11 protein-coding genes are annotated in these 16,211 nt (G+C 62.0%); 4 read left to right on the forward strand and 7 right to left on the reverse strand.

Features of this window, described 5'->3' with window-relative positions; translation table 11 throughout:
* The first annotated feature begins 45 nt into the window (after window positions 1-45).
* The 3 genes from B5527_RS04625 (at window position 46) to B5527_RS45180 (ending at window position 3,050) form a co-directional block, all read left to right on the forward strand.
* The gene (locus B5527_RS04625) at window positions 46-1,284 is read left to right on the forward strand and encodes a flavin-dependent oxidoreductase (protein WP_079600222.1); all 1,239 of its coding nucleotides are present in this window, start codon (window positions 46-48) and stop codon (window positions 1,282-1,284) included.
* Window positions 1,285-1,384: 100 nt separating this feature from the next.
* The gene (locus B5527_RS04630; protein WP_245332497.1) at window positions 1,385-2,824 is read left to right on the forward strand and encodes an MFS transporter; all 1,440 of its coding nucleotides are present in this window, start codon (window positions 1,385-1,387) and stop codon (window positions 2,822-2,824) included.
* Window positions 2,825-2,885: 61 nt separating this feature from the next.
* Complete coding sequence (locus B5527_RS45180) at window positions 2,886-3,050, forward strand: hypothetical protein (RefSeq protein WP_172842479.1); 165 nt, start codon at window positions 2,886-2,888, stop codon at window positions 3,048-3,050.
* A 28-nt stretch (window positions 3,051-3,078) separates the two neighbouring features.
* Here the strand turns inward: B5527_RS45180 and B5527_RS04635 are convergent, their stop codons facing one another.
* From B5527_RS04635 to putA, 3 genes are all read right to left on the reverse strand, one after another.
* A complete protein-coding gene (locus tag B5527_RS04635; protein WP_079600223.1) occupies window positions 3,079-3,723 on the reverse strand; it encodes a glutathione S-transferase family protein in 645 nt (214 codons plus the stop codon).
* A 44-nt stretch (window positions 3,724-3,767) separates the two neighbouring features.
* Window positions 3,768-4,973, reverse strand: a complete 1,206-nt coding sequence (locus B5527_RS04640; RefSeq protein ID WP_079607071.1) for a CaiB/BaiF CoA transferase family protein — start codon at window positions 4,971-4,973, stop codon at window positions 3,768-3,770.
* A 218-nt stretch (window positions 4,974-5,191) separates the two neighbouring features.
* The gene (gene putA / locus B5527_RS04645) at window positions 5,192-8,284 is read right to left on the reverse strand and encodes a bifunctional proline dehydrogenase/L-glutamate gamma-semialdehyde dehydrogenase PutA (RefSeq protein ID WP_079600224.1); all 3,093 of its coding nucleotides are present in this window, start codon (window positions 8,282-8,284) and stop codon (window positions 5,192-5,194) included.
* 190 nt (window positions 8,285-8,474) lie between these two features.
* On the opposite strand from putA, the gene B5527_RS04650 reads away from it, so the two are divergent.
* Window positions 8,475-9,047, forward strand: a complete 573-nt coding sequence (locus B5527_RS04650) for a hypothetical protein (RefSeq protein WP_154072832.1) — start codon at window positions 8,475-8,477, stop codon at window positions 9,045-9,047.
* Between the two features lie 153 nt (window positions 9,048-9,200).
* Here B5527_RS04650 and B5527_RS04655 read toward each other — a convergent pair whose 3' ends face one another.
* From B5527_RS04655 to B5527_RS04670, 4 genes are all read right to left on the reverse strand, one after another.
* Window positions 9,201-9,401, reverse strand: coding sequence for a cold-shock protein (locus B5527_RS04655; RefSeq protein WP_079600225.1), 201 nt, complete (start codon window positions 9,399-9,401; stop codon window positions 9,201-9,203).
* Between the two features lie 225 nt (window positions 9,402-9,626).
* Complete coding sequence (locus B5527_RS04660; RefSeq protein WP_079600226.1) at window positions 9,627-12,344, reverse strand: EAL domain-containing protein; 2,718 nt, start codon at window positions 12,342-12,344, stop codon at window positions 9,627-9,629.
* A 646-nt stretch (window positions 12,345-12,990) separates the two neighbouring features.
* The gene (locus B5527_RS04665) at window positions 12,991-14,139 is read right to left on the reverse strand and encodes an OpgC domain-containing protein (RefSeq protein ID WP_079600227.1); all 1,149 of its coding nucleotides are present in this window, start codon (window positions 14,137-14,139) and stop codon (window positions 12,991-12,993) included.
* Window positions 14,140-14,416: 277 nt separating this feature from the next.
* On the reverse strand, window positions 14,417-16,156 hold the full coding sequence (locus tag B5527_RS04670; protein WP_079600228.1) for an adenylate/guanylate cyclase domain-containing protein: 1,740 nt from the start codon (window positions 16,154-16,156) through the stop codon (window positions 14,417-14,419).
* Window positions 16,157-16,211 lie beyond the last annotated feature (55 nt).

The raw sequence follows: 16,211 nt of genomic DNA on the forward strand, positions 1-16,211 counted from the left end.
GCGAAAAGCGGCGCGGGCGTGCCAACGCACACCGGGGAAGGAAACATGGACGATATCATTATCGTCGGCGCCGGTGTCGGTGGGCTGACGCTTGGGCTTGCGCTGCACGCGGCCGGTATTCCCTGCCGGATCTTCGAGTCGGCCGCCGAAATCAGGCCGATCGGCGTCGGCATCAATCTGCTGCCGCATGCCACCAGGGAACTTGCAAGCCTCGGACTCGAGGCTGATCTGGCGAAGGTCGCGATCACGACCACCGACGCGACCTTCTTCAATCGCTTCGGCCAGTTGATCTATCAGGAGCCGCTGGGACGCGCGGCCGGGTACGATCATCCGCAATTCTCTGTTCATCGCGGCGACCTGCAGATGGTATTGCTTGACGCCTTCCGCGCGCGCGCCGGCAGCGACCGGCTTCTTACCAGCCATTATTGCACGGGCGTCGATCAGGACGAGTCCGGCGTCAGCGTGCATTTTTCCGACGGGGCGGGCGGCGCCCACCGCAGCACCATCCGCGGTCGCATGGCGATCGCCTGCGACGGCATCAACTCGGCGATCCGCAAGCAGTTTTTTCCCGGCGAGGGCGAGCCACGCTATTCCGGCGTCAATATGTGGCGCGGCGTGACGCGATGGAAGCCGATCCTGTCCGGCGCCAGCATGGTGCGGGCGGGATGGCTGTCGCATGGCAAGATGGTGATCTATCCGATTCGTCCGGCCTCCGAGGCGGACGGGCTGCAGCTCATCAACTGGGTGGCTGAAATCGAAACGCCAATCTACCGCAAGCGCGACTGGAATCGGCCGGGCTCGATCGAGGATTTCATCGGCGCCTTCGCCGACTGGCATTTCGACTGGCTCGATGTCCCGGCGCTGATTCGCGCCGCCGACAGCGTGCTGGAATTTCCGATGGTCGATCAGGATCCGCTGCCGCGCTGGAGTTTTGGCCGAGTAACCTTGCTCGGCGACGCCGCTCACCCGATGGTGCCGCGCGGCTCCAACGGCGCCGGCCAGGCCATTCTGGATGCACGCGCGCTGACATCGGCGCTGCTCGAAAACAATGATCCGGTTGCCGCACTCGCCTCTTACGAGAAACAACGTCTTGAGGCGACCACGCGCATCGTCCTGACCAACCGCACCAATCCGCCCGACGCGATCCTGCGCGAGGTGTTCCAGCGCACCAACGATCAGCCTTTCGCTGCGATCGACGACGTTATCAGCCGCGATGAGCTGGTCGCCTTGTCCGAAGGCTACAAGCGAATTGCGGGCTATTCGAAGGAAGCGTTGCGAAGGTAAGGAGGCGAAAAACCGTGCCGGTTTCGCCGAATCCGCGCTAGGCTATCGCGATAAACAAGCGGCCGGCAAGAACCGCGATCCGGATTTCAGGGGAGGGATAATGATGGCGGCGTCTCAGGCTCAAGGCAGCGGCGCATCGCTCGATGTCGCCGGCGCATCGCTCGTCGATGTCGCCGAATTCATCGATCAGCAGCCGGTCGGCCGATTTCAGATCGGGCTGCTGTTGACCTGTGCGGCGGTATTGTTTCTCGATGGCTTCGATACCCAGGCCATCGGCTATGTCGCGCCTGCGGTCGCCAGGGAATGGGGCCTGACCAAGGGCGCGCTGGGTCCGGTGTTCAGCGCCGGCCTGTTCGGGCTGATGATCGGCGCGTTGCTGTTCGGTCCGCTGGCCGATCGCATCGGGCGCAAGAAGATCATCGTTTTCTCGACGCTTGCATTTGGCATCGGTGCGATCGTCACCGCGTTCGTCCAGGACGTCAACACGCTGCTCGCGATCCGCTTTCTGACCGGGCTCGGCCTCGGCGGCGCGATGCCCAATGCGATTGCGATGACGTCCGAGTTCAGTCCCCGCCGCCGCCGCGCCACCATGGTCATGATCATGTTCTGCGGCTTCTCGGTCGGCGCGGCGCTCGGCGGCCTGATCGCGGCGGCATTGATCCCGCACTTCGGCTGGCGCTCGGTGTTTATCGTCGGCGGCGCAGCCCCGCTGCTGCTGGTCCCGATCCTGGCGCTGCGGCTGCCGGAATCGGTCCGGTTCCTCGCGATTACCGGCCGCGCGCATGCGCGCGTCGCTGACCTGCTGAGGTTGATCAATCCCAAGGCGGCGTTTGCGCCGGCGACGCGGTTCGTCGTGCATGAACCCGAACTGAGGGGGATTCCGGTGCTGCACCTGTTCAGGGCAGGCCGAACCCTGGTCACGCTGTTGCTGTGGGTGGTTTTCTTCATGAGCCTGCTCGATCTCTATTTCCTGTCGAACTGGCTGCCGACGTTGCTCAACGACCTCGGCGCCTCGGTATCCGAGGCGGCGGCGATCGGATCGATGTTGCAGGTGGGCGGTGTGGTCGGAACGTTTGCGCTTGGCAGCATCATCGACCGCTTCTCGTTTCGGGCGCTGGCGCTGGTGTATTTCATCGCTGTTTTCGCGGTCGGCGCGATCGGCCAGCTGGGGCACTCCGTCATTTTCGTCACCCTGGCCATTTTCGCCGCCGGGTTCTGCATTGTCGGCGGCCAGATCGCCGCCAACGGGCTGGCCGCGGCGTTCTACCCGACCTCGATCAGGGCCACGGGCATCGGCTGGGCGCTCGGGATCGGCCGGGTCGGCTCGATTGTCGGCCCTCTGGTGGGCGGCGTGCTGCTGGCCATGAAATGGAGCACCGCGTCCGTCTTCATGGCGGCCGCGGCCGCCGCGCTATGCGCCGCGCTGGCGGCGTTTTGCCTGGGCCGGCTCGCCGGCATGGGAGGAAGCGGCAAGGCTGCCGCCGATCAGCCCGCATCATTTGACGCGGCCTTGCGTCCATCGACGACGGCGGGAGCCTAGGCTAGGCTGCCACGGCTGGCAGCGCCGAGCGGGCAAGTCGACGTTCACGGGAGAGCAGGCGATGAACGAGGCGGACGAAGACAACAAGACGCGGAATCGCGAGATCGCCCAGAATGAAGCCGAACGTCAAACCATCGGCGACATCCGCGTCAGCGTGTGGGCGATCGCGGTTGCCGTGATTATCGGGCTTGCCGCCGTCGGCTGGGTGCTGATCCACAACAATTAGAGTAGTGGTGGGGTCCAACCCGAAATCGTTACGCGTAGTGCGTAAGACGCTTGCCGGGCAATAGGTCGTAGGCCGAGCGCCAGCCGGACAGGCTGGCGACGCGCAGCAGCCAGGCGTTGATGGCCGGGTGGCTCGCCGCAAAATCATATCCGGTTTCGTCGCTGGGATACGACAGATAAGCGATCATTGAAAAATCAGCCACGGTCGGCCGGTCTCCGATAGCGAACGGGAATCGCCGCAGGTGTTGCTCCAGGATTCCCAGGAAGTCGTCAAGCCGCCTGCGGAAGTGAGCCTGCACATGCGGGTCTGGAGAGGGCGTAAAGGTCCGATAATAGCGATAGGCCGCCATGTAGCCGGTTAGCTTGTGATTGTCCCAGAACAGCCAGCGCATCACTTCGAATTTCTCACGGGAGTCCTCGCCACCGAATCGGCCGTACTGCTCGGCCAGTTTCAGCAGGATGGGCGCGGTCTGCGTGAGACGCACACCATCCTCTTCCAGCACCGGAATCTCGCCCATCTCGTTGACGGTGCGCCGCCACTCCGGCGTTCGCGTTTCGCCGCCGCTGAAGTCGGTCCAGACCGGCTCGAAGGTCTGCCCGCAGAGAGTAAGCATCAATGCGAGCTTGTAACTGTTTCCTGATTCCGGGAAGTAGTGCAGTCGGTAGGTCGGCATCGCCGGTTTCCTTGTCGTCGAATATCCCACATGGGCTGGAGAAGTTACGCCACCGCACCCGACGCCCGCAATTTCTGGATTGCCGAGTCGTCGTAGCCGGCCTCGCGCAAAATCTCGTCGCTGTGTTCGCCGATCCCTGGCGGATGCCGCGGTTTCACCTTGTTGCTGCCGTCGACCCAGATCGGGCTGTTGATGGTCAGCATGGTATCGCCCTCGAACGGCACCAGCACCTCGTTCTCGAGCATCTGCTTGTCGTTCGGGATGTCGTCGAGGATGCCGACCACGCCGAACACCAGGCCATTGCCGTCGAGTATCCTGCGCCACTCGGCGAGTTCTTTGGTGGCAAAAACCTCGTCGAACAGCTTGATTAGTTCCAGCGATCGCGCATGGCGGCTGGGCTTGGTGGCGAACCTGGGATCGGTGATCAAATCCTCCCGCCCTATGCAGCAGGCCAGCGCCGGCCACTGGCGTTCCTCGTTGAGCAGCGAAAGAATGATCCAGCGGCCATCCTTGCATTTGTAGTGGTTGGTCACCGCGTTCAGCGCGCGCTCGCGCGGCCTCCGCTCGCCGAATTTCGCACCGCATAATTTGGCCTGGGCAAGCACCGAAGCGGCCCAGATGCCGTTGGCCATCAGGTTCGAGCTGACATGCGAGCCCTTGCCGGTGCGTTCGCGCTTGTAGAGCGCGGTGACGATCGCGCCGTACAACGCCATTGCGCAGGGATGGTCGCCCATCCCGGCGACCGAGCGCGCCGGCGTGGTGTCGGTATCCGCGCGCACCAGATCCATCAGACCCGAGCGTGCCCAATAGGCATTGGTGTCGAAACCAGGCTTGTTGGCTTCCTCGCCTTTTTCGCCGTAGCCGGTGAAGGACGCATAGATCAGCCGCTCATTGAGCGGCGCGAGTTCGGCATAGGTCATCCCGAGCCTCCCGCGCACGGCGGGCGGAAAATTCGTGATGAATACGTCGGCCTCGGCGACGAGCCGATACAACACGGATTGGCCTTCCGGGCTGGAGAGGTCGAGCGCAAGGCTCTTCTTGTTGCGGGCGTCCAGCAGCCACGCGAAATTGTGCTGGCTGACCGGATAGCCCGGCAAATTCGGCAGGCTCCGGTAGGGATCGCCTGACCCCGGCGGTTCGATCTTGATCACCTTGGCGCCGAAATCCGACAGCACGGTTGCGGCCGCCGGCGCTGCGATGAAGCTCGCGCAGTCCAGAACCTTGAGGCCTTCGAAGATGCCGTCTTCCATGGTGAAGTCGCTCCTGTGGTTCTTGTTGGTCTTATTCCGCGGTGTGGAATCGCAATTCACGCGATCGGTAGATTCCTGGCGCATTTGACCGATGTTGGCGATGCGATGCAACGACCGTTTTCAGCGTCATTGCGAGCGCAAGCAAAGCAATCCGGAAAGCGGCAAGGAAGGACTGGATTGCTTCGTCGCTAACGCTCTCGCAATGACGGAGATTGTGTTTATTCCATAACCGACATCAGCGCGGCGTTGCCGCCGGCGGCGGCTGTGTTGACGGTCACGGTCTGTTCGGTCGCAAAGCGCGTCAGGTAATGCGGGCCGCCGGCCTTGGGACCGGTGCCCGACAATCCCTGGCCGCCGAACGGCTGCACGCCGACCACCGCACCGATCATGTTGCGGTTGACATAGACGTTGCCGACGGAAAGGCGGTCGATCACGGCCTCGATGGTATCGTCGATGCGCGAGTGAATGCCGAGCGTCAGCCCGTAGCCGGAGCGTTCGATCGATCGCAGCACGCGATCGAGTTCGGTCGCGCGGTAGCGCACGACATGCAGAACCGGTCCGAACACTTCCTCGGTCAGCCGGTCGGCATCCGGCAACTCGAAAATGTGCGGCGCGACGTAATTGCCGGCGGGCGCAATCCCGGCGAAATGCACGCGAACCTCTTGTTTCATTCGCGCGATATGGCTCTCGAGCCGCTGCTTGGCATCGATGTCAATGACCGGTCCGATCTGGGTGGCCGGGTCGCGCGGGTCGCCAATACTGAGTTCGCGTGCGGCGCCCGATATCATCTCGATCATGCGATCGGCGACGTCGTCCTGAACGAACAGCAGACGCAGCGCCGAACAGCGCTGGCCGGCCGAGCGGAAGGCCGATGTCACGACATCGTCGGCAACCTGCTCGGGAAGCGCGGTTGCGTCCACGATCATCGCGTTGATGCCGCCGGTCTCTGCAATCAGTGGCACGATCGGGCCGTCTTTGGCGGCCAGCGTGCGGTTGATCGCGCGCGCGACCTCGGTCGAACCGGTGAAGACCACGCCGGCGATGCCGGCTTGCGCGACCAGCGCCGCGCCGATATGGCCCTCGCCGGGTAACAGCTGCAGCGCTGATGCCGGCACGCCGGCCTCATGCAGCAGGCGGATCGCTTCGGCTGCGATCAGCGGCGTCTGTTCGGCGGGTTTGGCCACCACCGCATTGCCGGCCATCAGCGCCGCCGTCACCTGGCCCAGGAAGATAGCCAGCGGAAAATTCCACGGCGATATCGCGATGAACACGCCGCGACCGCGCAGCTTAAGCACATTGCTTTCGCCGGTCGGGCCCGGCATCGTTTCGCCATCGCCGAAAAGTTTGCGTCCTTCCGCGGCATAGTAGCGGCAGAAATCGACGGCCTCGCGGACTTCCGAAAGCGCGTCGTCAAGGGTCTTGCCGCCCTCGCTTTGCAAGAGCGCGATGAAATGTGCGCGGCGCTGCTCCAGCAGGTGTGCGGCCCTCTCCAGGATTTCCGCGCGCTTCCCGGCCGGCGTCCGGCTCCAGGCTTTGAACCCCTCGCGCGCGGTAGCAACCGCCTCACTGGCGTATTCCGGCGTCCCGTCGATGACGCTCCCGACGGATGTTGCCAGATCGATCGGGCTGACCAGTTCGCGCGCCGCGCCGGTGCGTGTCTGGCCGTCGATCAGCGGCGCCGCGGCGACCACCGCGTTGTCCGCCGTGACCGCCGAAAGCAGCTCCGACAATGCCGCGCGCTCGCCGAATTCGATGCCGTGCGAATTTGGCCGCTGCGGCCGGTAGAGATCGCGCGGCAGCGGGATGTTCGGATGCCGCGCGTTGTCGGCGCTACCGATCAGTTCAGCCGGCCGCCGCAACAGGGTTGCCACCGGCACGGTGTCGTCGGCGGCGACCGCCACGAACGACGAATTGGCGCCGTTCTCCAAAAGGCGCCGCACCAGATAGGCCAGGAGATCGCGATGGCTGCCGACCGGCGCATAGGTCCGATAGGCCAGTTCGGGGCGATCTTCGCCCAGTCGCGCATACAGTGCCTCGCCCATGCCGTGCAGGCGCTGGAACTCGAATCCGCCGCCGTCGCCGGCCAGTTCGAGAACGGTCGCAACCGTCAGCGCGTTGTGGGTTGCGAATTGCGGAAAAATGCGGGGCCGCAGCGCCAGCAGTTTTTGCGCACAGGCGATGTAGTTCAAGTCGGTCATGGCCTTGCGGGTGAACACCGGGTAGTCCGGAAGGCCGCGTTCCTGCGCGCGCTTGATCTCGGTATCCCAATAGGCGCCCTTGACAAGGCGCAGCATTATTCGCCGGTTCAGCGCCCTGGCGAGGCCGTCGCTGTAGTCGATCACCGCGCCGGCGCGCTTCTGGTACGCCTGGATCGCGAGTCCAAAACCGTCCCAGCCTGCGAGCGACGCGTCGCTGAGCGCAGCCGCGATCACTTCCAACGACAATTCGAGCCGATCCGCTTCCTCGGCATCGACCGTGAAGTTCAGATCATGGGCCTTGGCCTGCCGTGCCAGATCGATCAGTCGCGGAACCAGTTCCGTCATCACCCGCCGATGGCTTAGCGGTTCGAAACGCGGGTGCAGCGCGGAGAGCTTGACCGAGATGCCGGGCCGGTCGGGCAGCGGCCGGCCACCGGCGGTGTGGCCGATGGCTTCGATCGCACTGGCGTAAAAATTGAAATAGCGCTCGGCGTCGGCGGCGGTGCGCGCGCCTTCGCCGAGCATGTCGAAGGAATAGCGCGGGCTTCCAACGGAACGCGGCGCTGCCCGCGCCAGGGCTGATTCGATGGTCTCGCCCAGCACAAAATGGCTGCCCATCAGCCGCATCGCCTGCCGCGTGGCGGCGCGTATAGCGGGCACCCCCAGCCGTTTTGCGAGCCGCCCGATGGTCCCTTCCGGAGTTTCACCCGGTTGAATCACGCGTGCCGACATGCCGAGCGCCCAGGCCGACGCATTGACCAGGAAAGCGCTGGATTTGGTCTCGTGGTGCACGAAGTCGCCCTGGCCGAGCTTGTCCTCGATGAATTGATCGGCGGTGCGGGCGTCCGGCACGCGCAGCAGGGCTTCCGCGAGCACCATCAGCGCCAGGCCTTCCTTGGTCGAGAGTGCGAATTCGCGCAGCATGTCTTCGACGCCACCGAGCTGGTCGTCGTTGGCGCGAATGGCGTCGATCAGGCGCGTTGCCGTGCAGTCGATTCGCTGTTCCTGCGCCGCGCTCAATCGGGCCGTTTCGAGAAGCCGGGCCGCGAGGATACGATCGTCCGGCGCGTAGGGCGCATCGAATGGCGGAAAGGCAGATGGATCGGGTTTCATGGCGCGTCTCTTCTGCCTCCATCATGCCGCCGGTCTTGGCAGGGCGAAAGCGCTGCGATAGTTTTGGCGCGACTATTTGGCTGGAAGCGTGGTGGGGATGGGGTTGACCGAGCGGCGGGAACGATTTGGCGGAGGCGGCCGAACTCCGGCGGTTTTTGCTCTGGCCCTTGCGGGGTTGGCCTTGACGGCTATGGCGTTGCCGGCGCGTGCCGTCGAATTGAGCGCGCCGCAGGCCGCGCTGTACACCACGGTGTCGATCTTTCCGCCTTCGGCGCAGCGCATGACGGTTTGTTACGGCTTCGTCTGCAGACGCCGCGAGATCCTCGATTTCAGCGCCGGCGACCGTAGCGCGCTGACCCAGATCCTCGCGGCGGGCCGGGCCTCGGCCGCCGCCGAACGGGCTGCGGTGCAGAAGGCCGTGATCTGGTTCGATCGCCGCATGGGACCGGTGATCGGCACCAACAAACGCGTCGCAAAAGCGGATTTCCGCTACTTCGACGACAAGCACAATTTCGACTGCTGGGACACCACCCGCAATACCACAAGCCTGTTGCTGGTGCTGCAGGAGTGGGGCCTGTTAAAATATCATGTGGTGGGCGACCCGCATTATCGCGGCAATGCGTTGGTGCTGCAGACGCCGCACAATACCGCGGTGCTGGTCGAGCGCGCCACCAAGGTCGAATGGGTCGTGGATATGTGGCCGCGCAGCTATCTGCAGCCGCCCGATGTCATGACGGTGGAAAAATGGGTCACGGAGGACTGAGCGTCGCGGTCGAACCAGCGCTTTCTGCGCCAGTTCGAAAGCGCGCAAAAGCGGTGCCCGCTCCTGCGAGGATGAAATCTTTTTTTATATTCTTTTGAAGCCCCACTCCCGGATTGCGTCCGAGAGTGCGCTGTTACTGACCGCGCGCTCGCGTCAAACCTTGAGGTTCTCGGCCGAGGTCTTGCCGCGATTGGCAACTTCCTCGTATTCGACCGTCTGTCCTTCGTTGAGTGTCGAAAGGCCAGCCTTCTCGACTGCCGAAATATGAACGAAAACGTCCTTGCCGCCACTGGAGGGCTGGATAAATCCAAAACCCTTGGTCGCGTTGAACCACTTTACAGTACCTTTAGCCATCACGTCGTCTCCGCGGGATCAAAAAAATAATAACGAACTGCTGGTCCCCGCAAACCGGCCATGCCCGGAGGGGCAGGATACGCGGTATGGGGCAAGCTTGATAGCTTAAACGACAGCCCGATTCCGGCAGAAAATCGTCATTTTGCGGCGCATTTGCGGTTTTTGCCTCCCTTATCGATCATTTGAGGGGCCAAAGACCGGGCAGCGCGCCGGTTCCGGTCCTGTTTAGACGGGGAACCTGCGCGCCTGCGCCATCGAAACCGGCTCTCGGGGGCCGGCCTGAACCGCCGCGGGACGGCCACGGCGCGGGAAGAACATCCGCATCAGGTCGGCGGCCGGCCTTGCCGGACTGAACAAATAACCCTGCATTTCGGTACAGCCGAGCGTGCGCAGCAAATCGCGCTGCGCTTCCGTTTCCACGCCTTCCGCCGTCGTGGTGATATTGCGCGCCGCGGCGATGTTGACCACCGCCCGCACAATGGATGAAGATTCAACGATCCCGTCGACGAAGCAGCGGTCGATCTTGATCTTGTCGAACGGAAATCGCTGCAGGTAGCTCAGCGAAGAATAGCCGGTGCCGAAATCGTCGAGTGCAATCCGTATGCCCGCCGCCCGAAGCTGATGCAGGATCGCAAGCGCCGTTTCGTCGTCGCGAATGAGAACAGCTTCTGTAATCTCCAGCTCCAGCCTGCTGGCCGAGAGTCCGGACGTCGCAAGAGCCGCGACGACCTTAAGCGCAAAGGTATCGTGCTTGAACTGGACCGGCGAAACGTTGACCGCCACTTTGATGTCGTCAGGCCATGTCGCGGCCTCCACACACGCGGTTGTCAGCACCCATTCGCCAAGCTGATTGATCAGGCCCGTCTCTTCCGCAACGGGGATGAACTCGGATGGCGGGATCATGCCGCGCTCGGGATGCCGCCAGCGCAGCAAAGCTTCGCAGCCGGTGATCTTGTTGTCGCGCAGGCTGACGCAGGGCTGGTAGTGCACTTCCAACCCGCCGTCGGCGAGTGCCTGTCGCAGATCCATCTCCAGTTCACGGCGCGCCTTCACGCGCGCGTCCATCTCCGGTTCGAAGAAGCGATAGGTTCGGCGGCCGGCGGCCTTGGCGGCATACATCGCGAGGTCCGCATTCTTCAGAAGCTGATCGAGTTCGCCGCCATGCTGCGGCGCCAGCGCAACGCCGATGCTGGCGTCGGTCGTGACCTGGTGGCCGAGACATTCATAAGGCTCGCGGATGGCCCGGTAGATTTGTGTCACGAGGTCGGCGACATCCTGGCGGCTTTTGACCGCGGTCAGCACGATGGCGAATTCATCGCCGCCCAGCCGGACGACGAAATCGGACGCCGTGATACAATTGACAAGGCTCACGGCGACGGATCTCAGGAGTTCGTCGCCGATCAGGTGTCCGAGCGTATCGTTGACGCTTTTGAATTCGTCGATGTCGATATAGAGCACCGCCAGTTGCTCGCCTTGCCGGATCCGCGCGAGTTCGTGTTTGAGCCGTTCGTGGAACAGCACGCGGTTGGGCAGATCGGTCAACGCGTCGTAGTGCGCGAGATGCCTGATGCGCTCCTCGGTGTTCCTGCGCTCGGTGATATCCTCCAATGTCGCCACCCATCCGCCATCCGGGAGCGGTCGGTACAACACCTGGATCGAGCACCCGTCTGGCGACTCCAGGATTGCCTGAAATACTTCTCCTTGCGCCATTTTCCGCACGAGAGTTCCGCAATACTCCTCGACGTCGCCCTTGAACGATCCAATGGCCTTGCGGTGGTACAGCAGCTGGTAAATGGTGCAGCCCGGCTTCACCACATCGGTGGATACGCCGAACATCTCGACATAGCGCTGGTTGCAGACCACCAACCGCTGCGACGAGTCGAACAGCAGCAGTCCTTGCGTCATGTTGTTGAGCGCGGTGTCGAGGCGCTGCTTTTCAAACCGATGCTGCTGCAACAGCTTTCGAACGATAAGAAACAGCATCGCGACGATGATCAGCACGGACAGGGCCGCAACCCCGATCAGGAACCTGGTCTGCTGCTGCCAATCGGCCAAAGCTGCCGCTACGGTTGTCGTCGCAATGATGGAAATCGGAAACTTGCCCAGGGCGCGAGCCGCGGCCAGACGCTCAAGGCCGTCAATGGGGCTGGTCAGACGCAACGTCCCATGATCGGTCTTCGATAGAATTTTTTGATGGACCATGCCGGTTCCGAAATTACGCCCGATCATATCGTCGACATGAGGATAGCGGGCCAGTAACGTTCCATCCCGATGGTACATGGAAATGGCGGTACTCTCCCCGAGAGCCACGCTCGCGAAGTATTTTTCGAAGGTTGCCGGCGTAATGCCCCTTGTGAGCAGCCCCAGAAACTCTCCGTGCGGGCCGCTCACCTTACGGGCGATGATGGTGGCCCAGGCCCGGGTGAAACGGCTCTGCACCAGTTCGACCAGAACCGGCGTGGCCGCCGTTCCCGATTTGAGGGCGTTGAAGTAGGCTCGATCGGAAACGTTGACCTTCGGAGCCGGCCAGCTTTCGGACGAATTGATCAGCACTCCCTCCGAATCGAACACATTTATGCCGGCGACGTCGGAGTATCCTCCGACTCTGCTTCTTAGCATTTCGTGCCATTCAAGAGTGGCCATCCGCTCCCTGAAAATATCGGGTGAGCTAATTCCGGCCAGCCTGATTTGCGCGACCACGTCAATTTGAATGACCGTGAAATCCTCGATTTGCTGATCGAAATGGCGCGCCAGCAGCAGCACCGCATTTGCCAACTCGCGCTCGCTGCTATTCAGCGACCGCTCGCGGAAATTGCCCACCATGACGGCGGTCCCGATCGCGATCGCGGCGATCAGCAGCCCACCACTAAGCACAAGCCAGCGGATCGGACTTCCCAGAACCGGCAGTCTAAGATCGGGCAAGGAAACTCGGTTAGCCTTCATTCGGTCCATCGCCAAAGCGGAATGTTGCCCGTTACAAGAGCTCGTCCATACATTGTGCGAATGGAAACGGCGTTAGGAAGTCCGGTTAACAGGTGGTTACGATCGCCCGAGGGGTTTGCTGAGCCGGGCGAAACCTTGAAGTCTTATGGGTTCATCAAACGACGAACACCGGGAAAAATGGTAATCCGCCAATGAGATGCCGACACCGTCCTGCCAAAAAAGCCCCGCACTTGCGGGGCTTTTTTCTTTAACGCCTTACCTGCTGAGGCCGGAGCCTGGACCAGTCGGAGTTAACGTCGATCCGCTCGGCGAAGGCCTGGCGCCTACCGTGCTGCCCGACGGATTCCTGGAGTTGTAAGGGGCCGGGGTCGGCGCGCTGTTCAGCGTCCCGGCCGCGTTTCCCGTCGTGGTTCCGCCCATCGACGAGCCTGTCGTCGTGCCGGCTGTCGCGGGGCCTGCGGTAGAACTTCCGCCTGCAGAACCTCCACTGCTTTGTGCAAGTGCAAACGTGCTCGAAAGCGCGAACACGCCGGCTAGTGCGATTGTCGTCAGTTTCATGATCGTTTCCTTTCTCGGATGACCACCGGATAAATCGCAGCGTTGTCTTATGTTCCGGTTCGCCATGTCAGCGCGCCATATCGTGAACTCATACAGGAGCGTCAACGGAGGCGATGCGAAGCGGGTCATCCTGTCGCTTGGACCATGAGATATAGTAGGCGACGAGGGTCATGATGGAGACGCCCGCCGCGCTCACGAAAATCTGAGCAGTCAGGGAGCCCGAACCTATCATCAAGGCAAAATGGCCGACAAACGAGAGTAAGACCCCGGTGCAAAATACGGCGAGCGATTGCTGGCCGCATGTGATGACCGGCTTGAAGATCGGCCATTCCAGCCTACGCCAGTCCTTCGATACATGTCGCGTCACAAAGAATGCGATGACGATGAAATGCAAAACCCGATACGGGGCGAGATTTGTCCTGTCGTTGGGATTGAACGCGTCGAACAGCCATGTCGGGAACATTTTTCCGAACTCCGGGAAACGCCCCGCCATCGTCATGACGAGAGCAAAAACCAGGTAGGCGATTCCGAAATAAGGCAGGACCGGCAACCTGAGAACCGCGCGGCATTTGTCGGCCCCGCCGAGCGCGAACCATGCGCCGAACACGAAAAGCAGTTGCCAGCAAAACGGGTTTAAGTTCCAGCTGCCGTCGGGAAATGCCGGCAAATTCCATTCGGACGCACGCGCGGCGAAATAGAGCGCAACGGATCCGGCCAGCGTCAGGTCAGGCTTGTGTAACATGGCCCACAGCACCGGCGGAAAGAACGCCATCAACACAACATACAGTTGCAGCACATCGAGGTTGAGCGGCTTGGATACCAGGAACAGCCCGTAGGCCAGCGCGTGGATCGGATGCTCGACCAGACCGGTAACATTGAATTCGTAGATGATGTCGGAAACAGCATATCGTGCCGCGACATAGGCGATCGCTGAGATGTAGATCACGAACAGAACGATGTAGGCGGCGTAGAGCTGCCATGCACGCTTGAAGAGCCGGGTTGCTCCGACAAGGTAACCGCGTTCCAGCATCATTCTTCCGTAGACGATCGACGCGGTATAGCCGGAAATGAATATGAACAGATCCGCGGCGCCGCTGAATCCGTAATTTCTGATCGTGATCCAGTTCACAACATCATTGGGGATGTGATCCAGAAAGATAAACCAGTTCGCAATTCCGCGAAACAGATCAAGCCGGACATCGCGCCCATGCGTTGCGAGAATAGCTCTGGTGTCCATAGAGGCGGTTCGGGTGTGGATTTCGAAAGGCGTCGTCAGAATCAACGAAGCAACAGCGGGAGTCGTAGTGCATACGCGCTCGCAACCCCAATAGACTTTACGTGATGGACCTGACGGACACGGGTCCAGGCGGACAACCTGTCGGCGATGCCATCGCAATCATGCCGGCCGGTTTTGCGGCGGCCATGGCAATCGAAACGACGGCTGCAACGCAGCCGCTAATTTTCTGAACGGCTGTTCAGGCGTGAAAAACATCACACATCGATGTCGCGCCGCTTCAAGCCGCGACGACATCCACGTCGCCGACCAGCGCGGACAGCGTTTTCGCGTCAGCAACAGAGCGTACAATCATCACATCTGTACGCCCGCGGATTGCGACTTCATGCTCGGGCAAAGCATCGGCCGCCGCAAGGCCGGCGGTCATGCGAATCTCTTCCGAGAAGATCGCTTCACAGGCGAGACTCTTTGTCATGTCCTGCAGCCTGGCGGCGACATTGACGGCGTCGCCGAGCGCGGTGAACACCATGTGGTCGCGATAGCCGATGTCGCCGATGATCACTTCGCCGCCATGAATGCCGATGCCGAAGCGGATCGGCTCGTGCAGGTCATGCCTGAGAAATTGGTTCAACTCCTCGACATTGACGGCGATCATGGCGACCGCCCGCAGCGCCTGGCGGCAGGCGGTTTGCGGATTGGTCGCGAGCCCGAACAGCGCCAATTGTCCGTCGCCGACGAACTGGTTGGGCTGGCCGCCGCACTCGATCACGGCCTGCGACACCGCGCCCAGGAAGCGATTGACGATGAATACGGTATCGAACGGCAGCCGATGTTCGGCGAGCCTGGTCGATCCACGCATGTCCACGAACATGCTGACCAGATAGCGCTCCTGGCCGATGCGGTGCGGATGCGACGCGTGCGCGTTTGCCGACATCGCGTGCGGCGTGAAGAGCTGGAAAAAGGAGAGGTCGGTCTCGGGCCTGAGCTGGCAGGCAAGGCGGATCGACGGGTCGGTCGCACCAACCCGGTTGAGCACGAATGCCTCGCGCTGGGACGGCATTGGCAGCGAGGCACAATCCCCGATCACGCGAATGCGGCAGGTGGAGCAGCGTGCGCGGCCGCCGCACACGCTGGCATGCGGGACATTATAGCGCAGGCTTGCCTCAAGCACGCTGAGGCCCTTCGGTACGCGAACCGTTCGGCCATTGCCGTAGGACAGGGTGATCATGCCGCCGCGGCGCTCGTGCAGGGCGCGCACGCCCCTGGCCAGAAAGACAAATCCGATCAGGCCGAGATAGAAGATCAGGAAATAATCCACGATGTTTTCCAGCGTGTCCTGCTCGGCCGGCGTGCCGACCTGATGCGGCGAAAGATTGTCCGCCTTCCACTCGGCGCTATCGCTGTCGGCAACAACGCTGCGTCCGCCCTGATAGAGACCGAGCAGGGCCAGCGTCGGAACCAGCACCGCTGCCGCCAGCAGAAACGGTGCCGCGCGTTTGTAGAACGTCTTCATCCGCAGCCAGAAATAAAGGCCGATGCTGCCGTGGATCCAGGCGATGGTCAGCACCGCGAACATCAGCCACATTTTGTAGGGCCATACGACCCAGTACGCATAAAACACCTGCGGATAGAGCTTTTCCTGCCCGTAAAGCGCCTCGCCTAGCCGCACGCCGGTAATGTGGGCAATGATCAGCGCCGGAATGCTCAGGCCGAGCACCAGTTGAAGCGGCTCGATCGCCTTCCAGCGAAATTGCCGGCGCTGGTAGAGTGCCCAGATCCCGAGACCGGCGTGGACCAATGCCGCGGCATAAAACACGATCGCCACGGGGAGAAATTGCCAGAACGCCGTATGGTAGTAGATGCCGGTGGCAAGGGCATCCAACGAGATGTTGCCGAGCGCATGGTTGAGAAAATGGCTGATCAGATAGGCAAACAGCACCATTCCGCAGACGAGCCGGATCTGCCGGACACCAATGCCGCGGATGAATTCCGTCAGCCGCTGCCGAGAAAATCGGGCCATGCTGTGCAACCGAACAATCATCTACAATAGACCGGCGATAGTAGAGTTTAATTCC

The sequence above is a fragment of the Bradyrhizobium erythrophlei genome (assembly GCF_900129425.1).
Lineage (GTDB): Bacteria > Pseudomonadota > Alphaproteobacteria > Rhizobiales > Xanthobacteraceae > Bradyrhizobium > Bradyrhizobium erythrophlei_C.

Excerpts from the sequence above, each read along its gene's own strand:
- B5527_RS04625 (WP_079600222.1), top strand. The coding sequence starts at position 46 with ATGGACGATATCATTATCGTCGGCGCCGGTGTCGGTGGGCTGACGCTT.
- B5527_RS04630 (WP_245332497.1), top strand. The coding sequence starts at position 1,385 with ATGATGGCGGCGTCTCAGGCTCAAGGCAGCGGCGCATCGCTCGATGTC.
- B5527_RS45180 (WP_172842479.1), top strand. The coding sequence starts at position 2,886 with ATGAACGAGGCGGACGAAGACAACAAGACGCGGAATCGCGAGATCGCC.
- B5527_RS04635 (WP_079600223.1), bottom strand. The coding sequence starts at position 3,723 with ATGCCGACCTACCGACTGCACTACTTCCCGGAATCAGGAAACAGTTAC.
- B5527_RS04640 (WP_079607071.1), bottom strand. The coding sequence starts at position 4,973 with ATGGAAGACGGCATCTTCGAAGGCCTCAAGGTTCTGGACTGCGCGAGC.
- putA (WP_079600224.1), bottom strand. The coding sequence starts at position 8,284 with ATGAAACCCGATCCATCTGCCTTTCCGCCATTCGATGCGCCCTACGCG.
- B5527_RS04650 (WP_154072832.1), top strand. The coding sequence starts at position 8,475 with ATGGCGTTGCCGGCGCGTGCCGTCGAATTGAGCGCGCCGCAGGCCGCG.
- B5527_RS04655 (WP_079600225.1), bottom strand. The coding sequence starts at position 9,401 with ATGGCTAAAGGTACTGTAAAGTGGTTCAACGCGACCAAGGGTTTTGGA.
- B5527_RS04660 (WP_079600226.1), bottom strand. The coding sequence starts at position 12,344 with ATGAAGGCTAACCGAGTTTCCTTGCCCGATCTTAGACTGCCGGTTCTG.
- B5527_RS04665 (WP_079600227.1), bottom strand. The coding sequence starts at position 14,139 with ATGGACACCAGAGCTATTCTCGCAACGCATGGGCGCGATGTCCGGCTT.
- B5527_RS04670 (WP_079600228.1), bottom strand. The coding sequence starts at position 16,156 with ATGGCCCGATTTTCTCGGCAGCGGCTGACGGAATTCATCCGCGGCATT.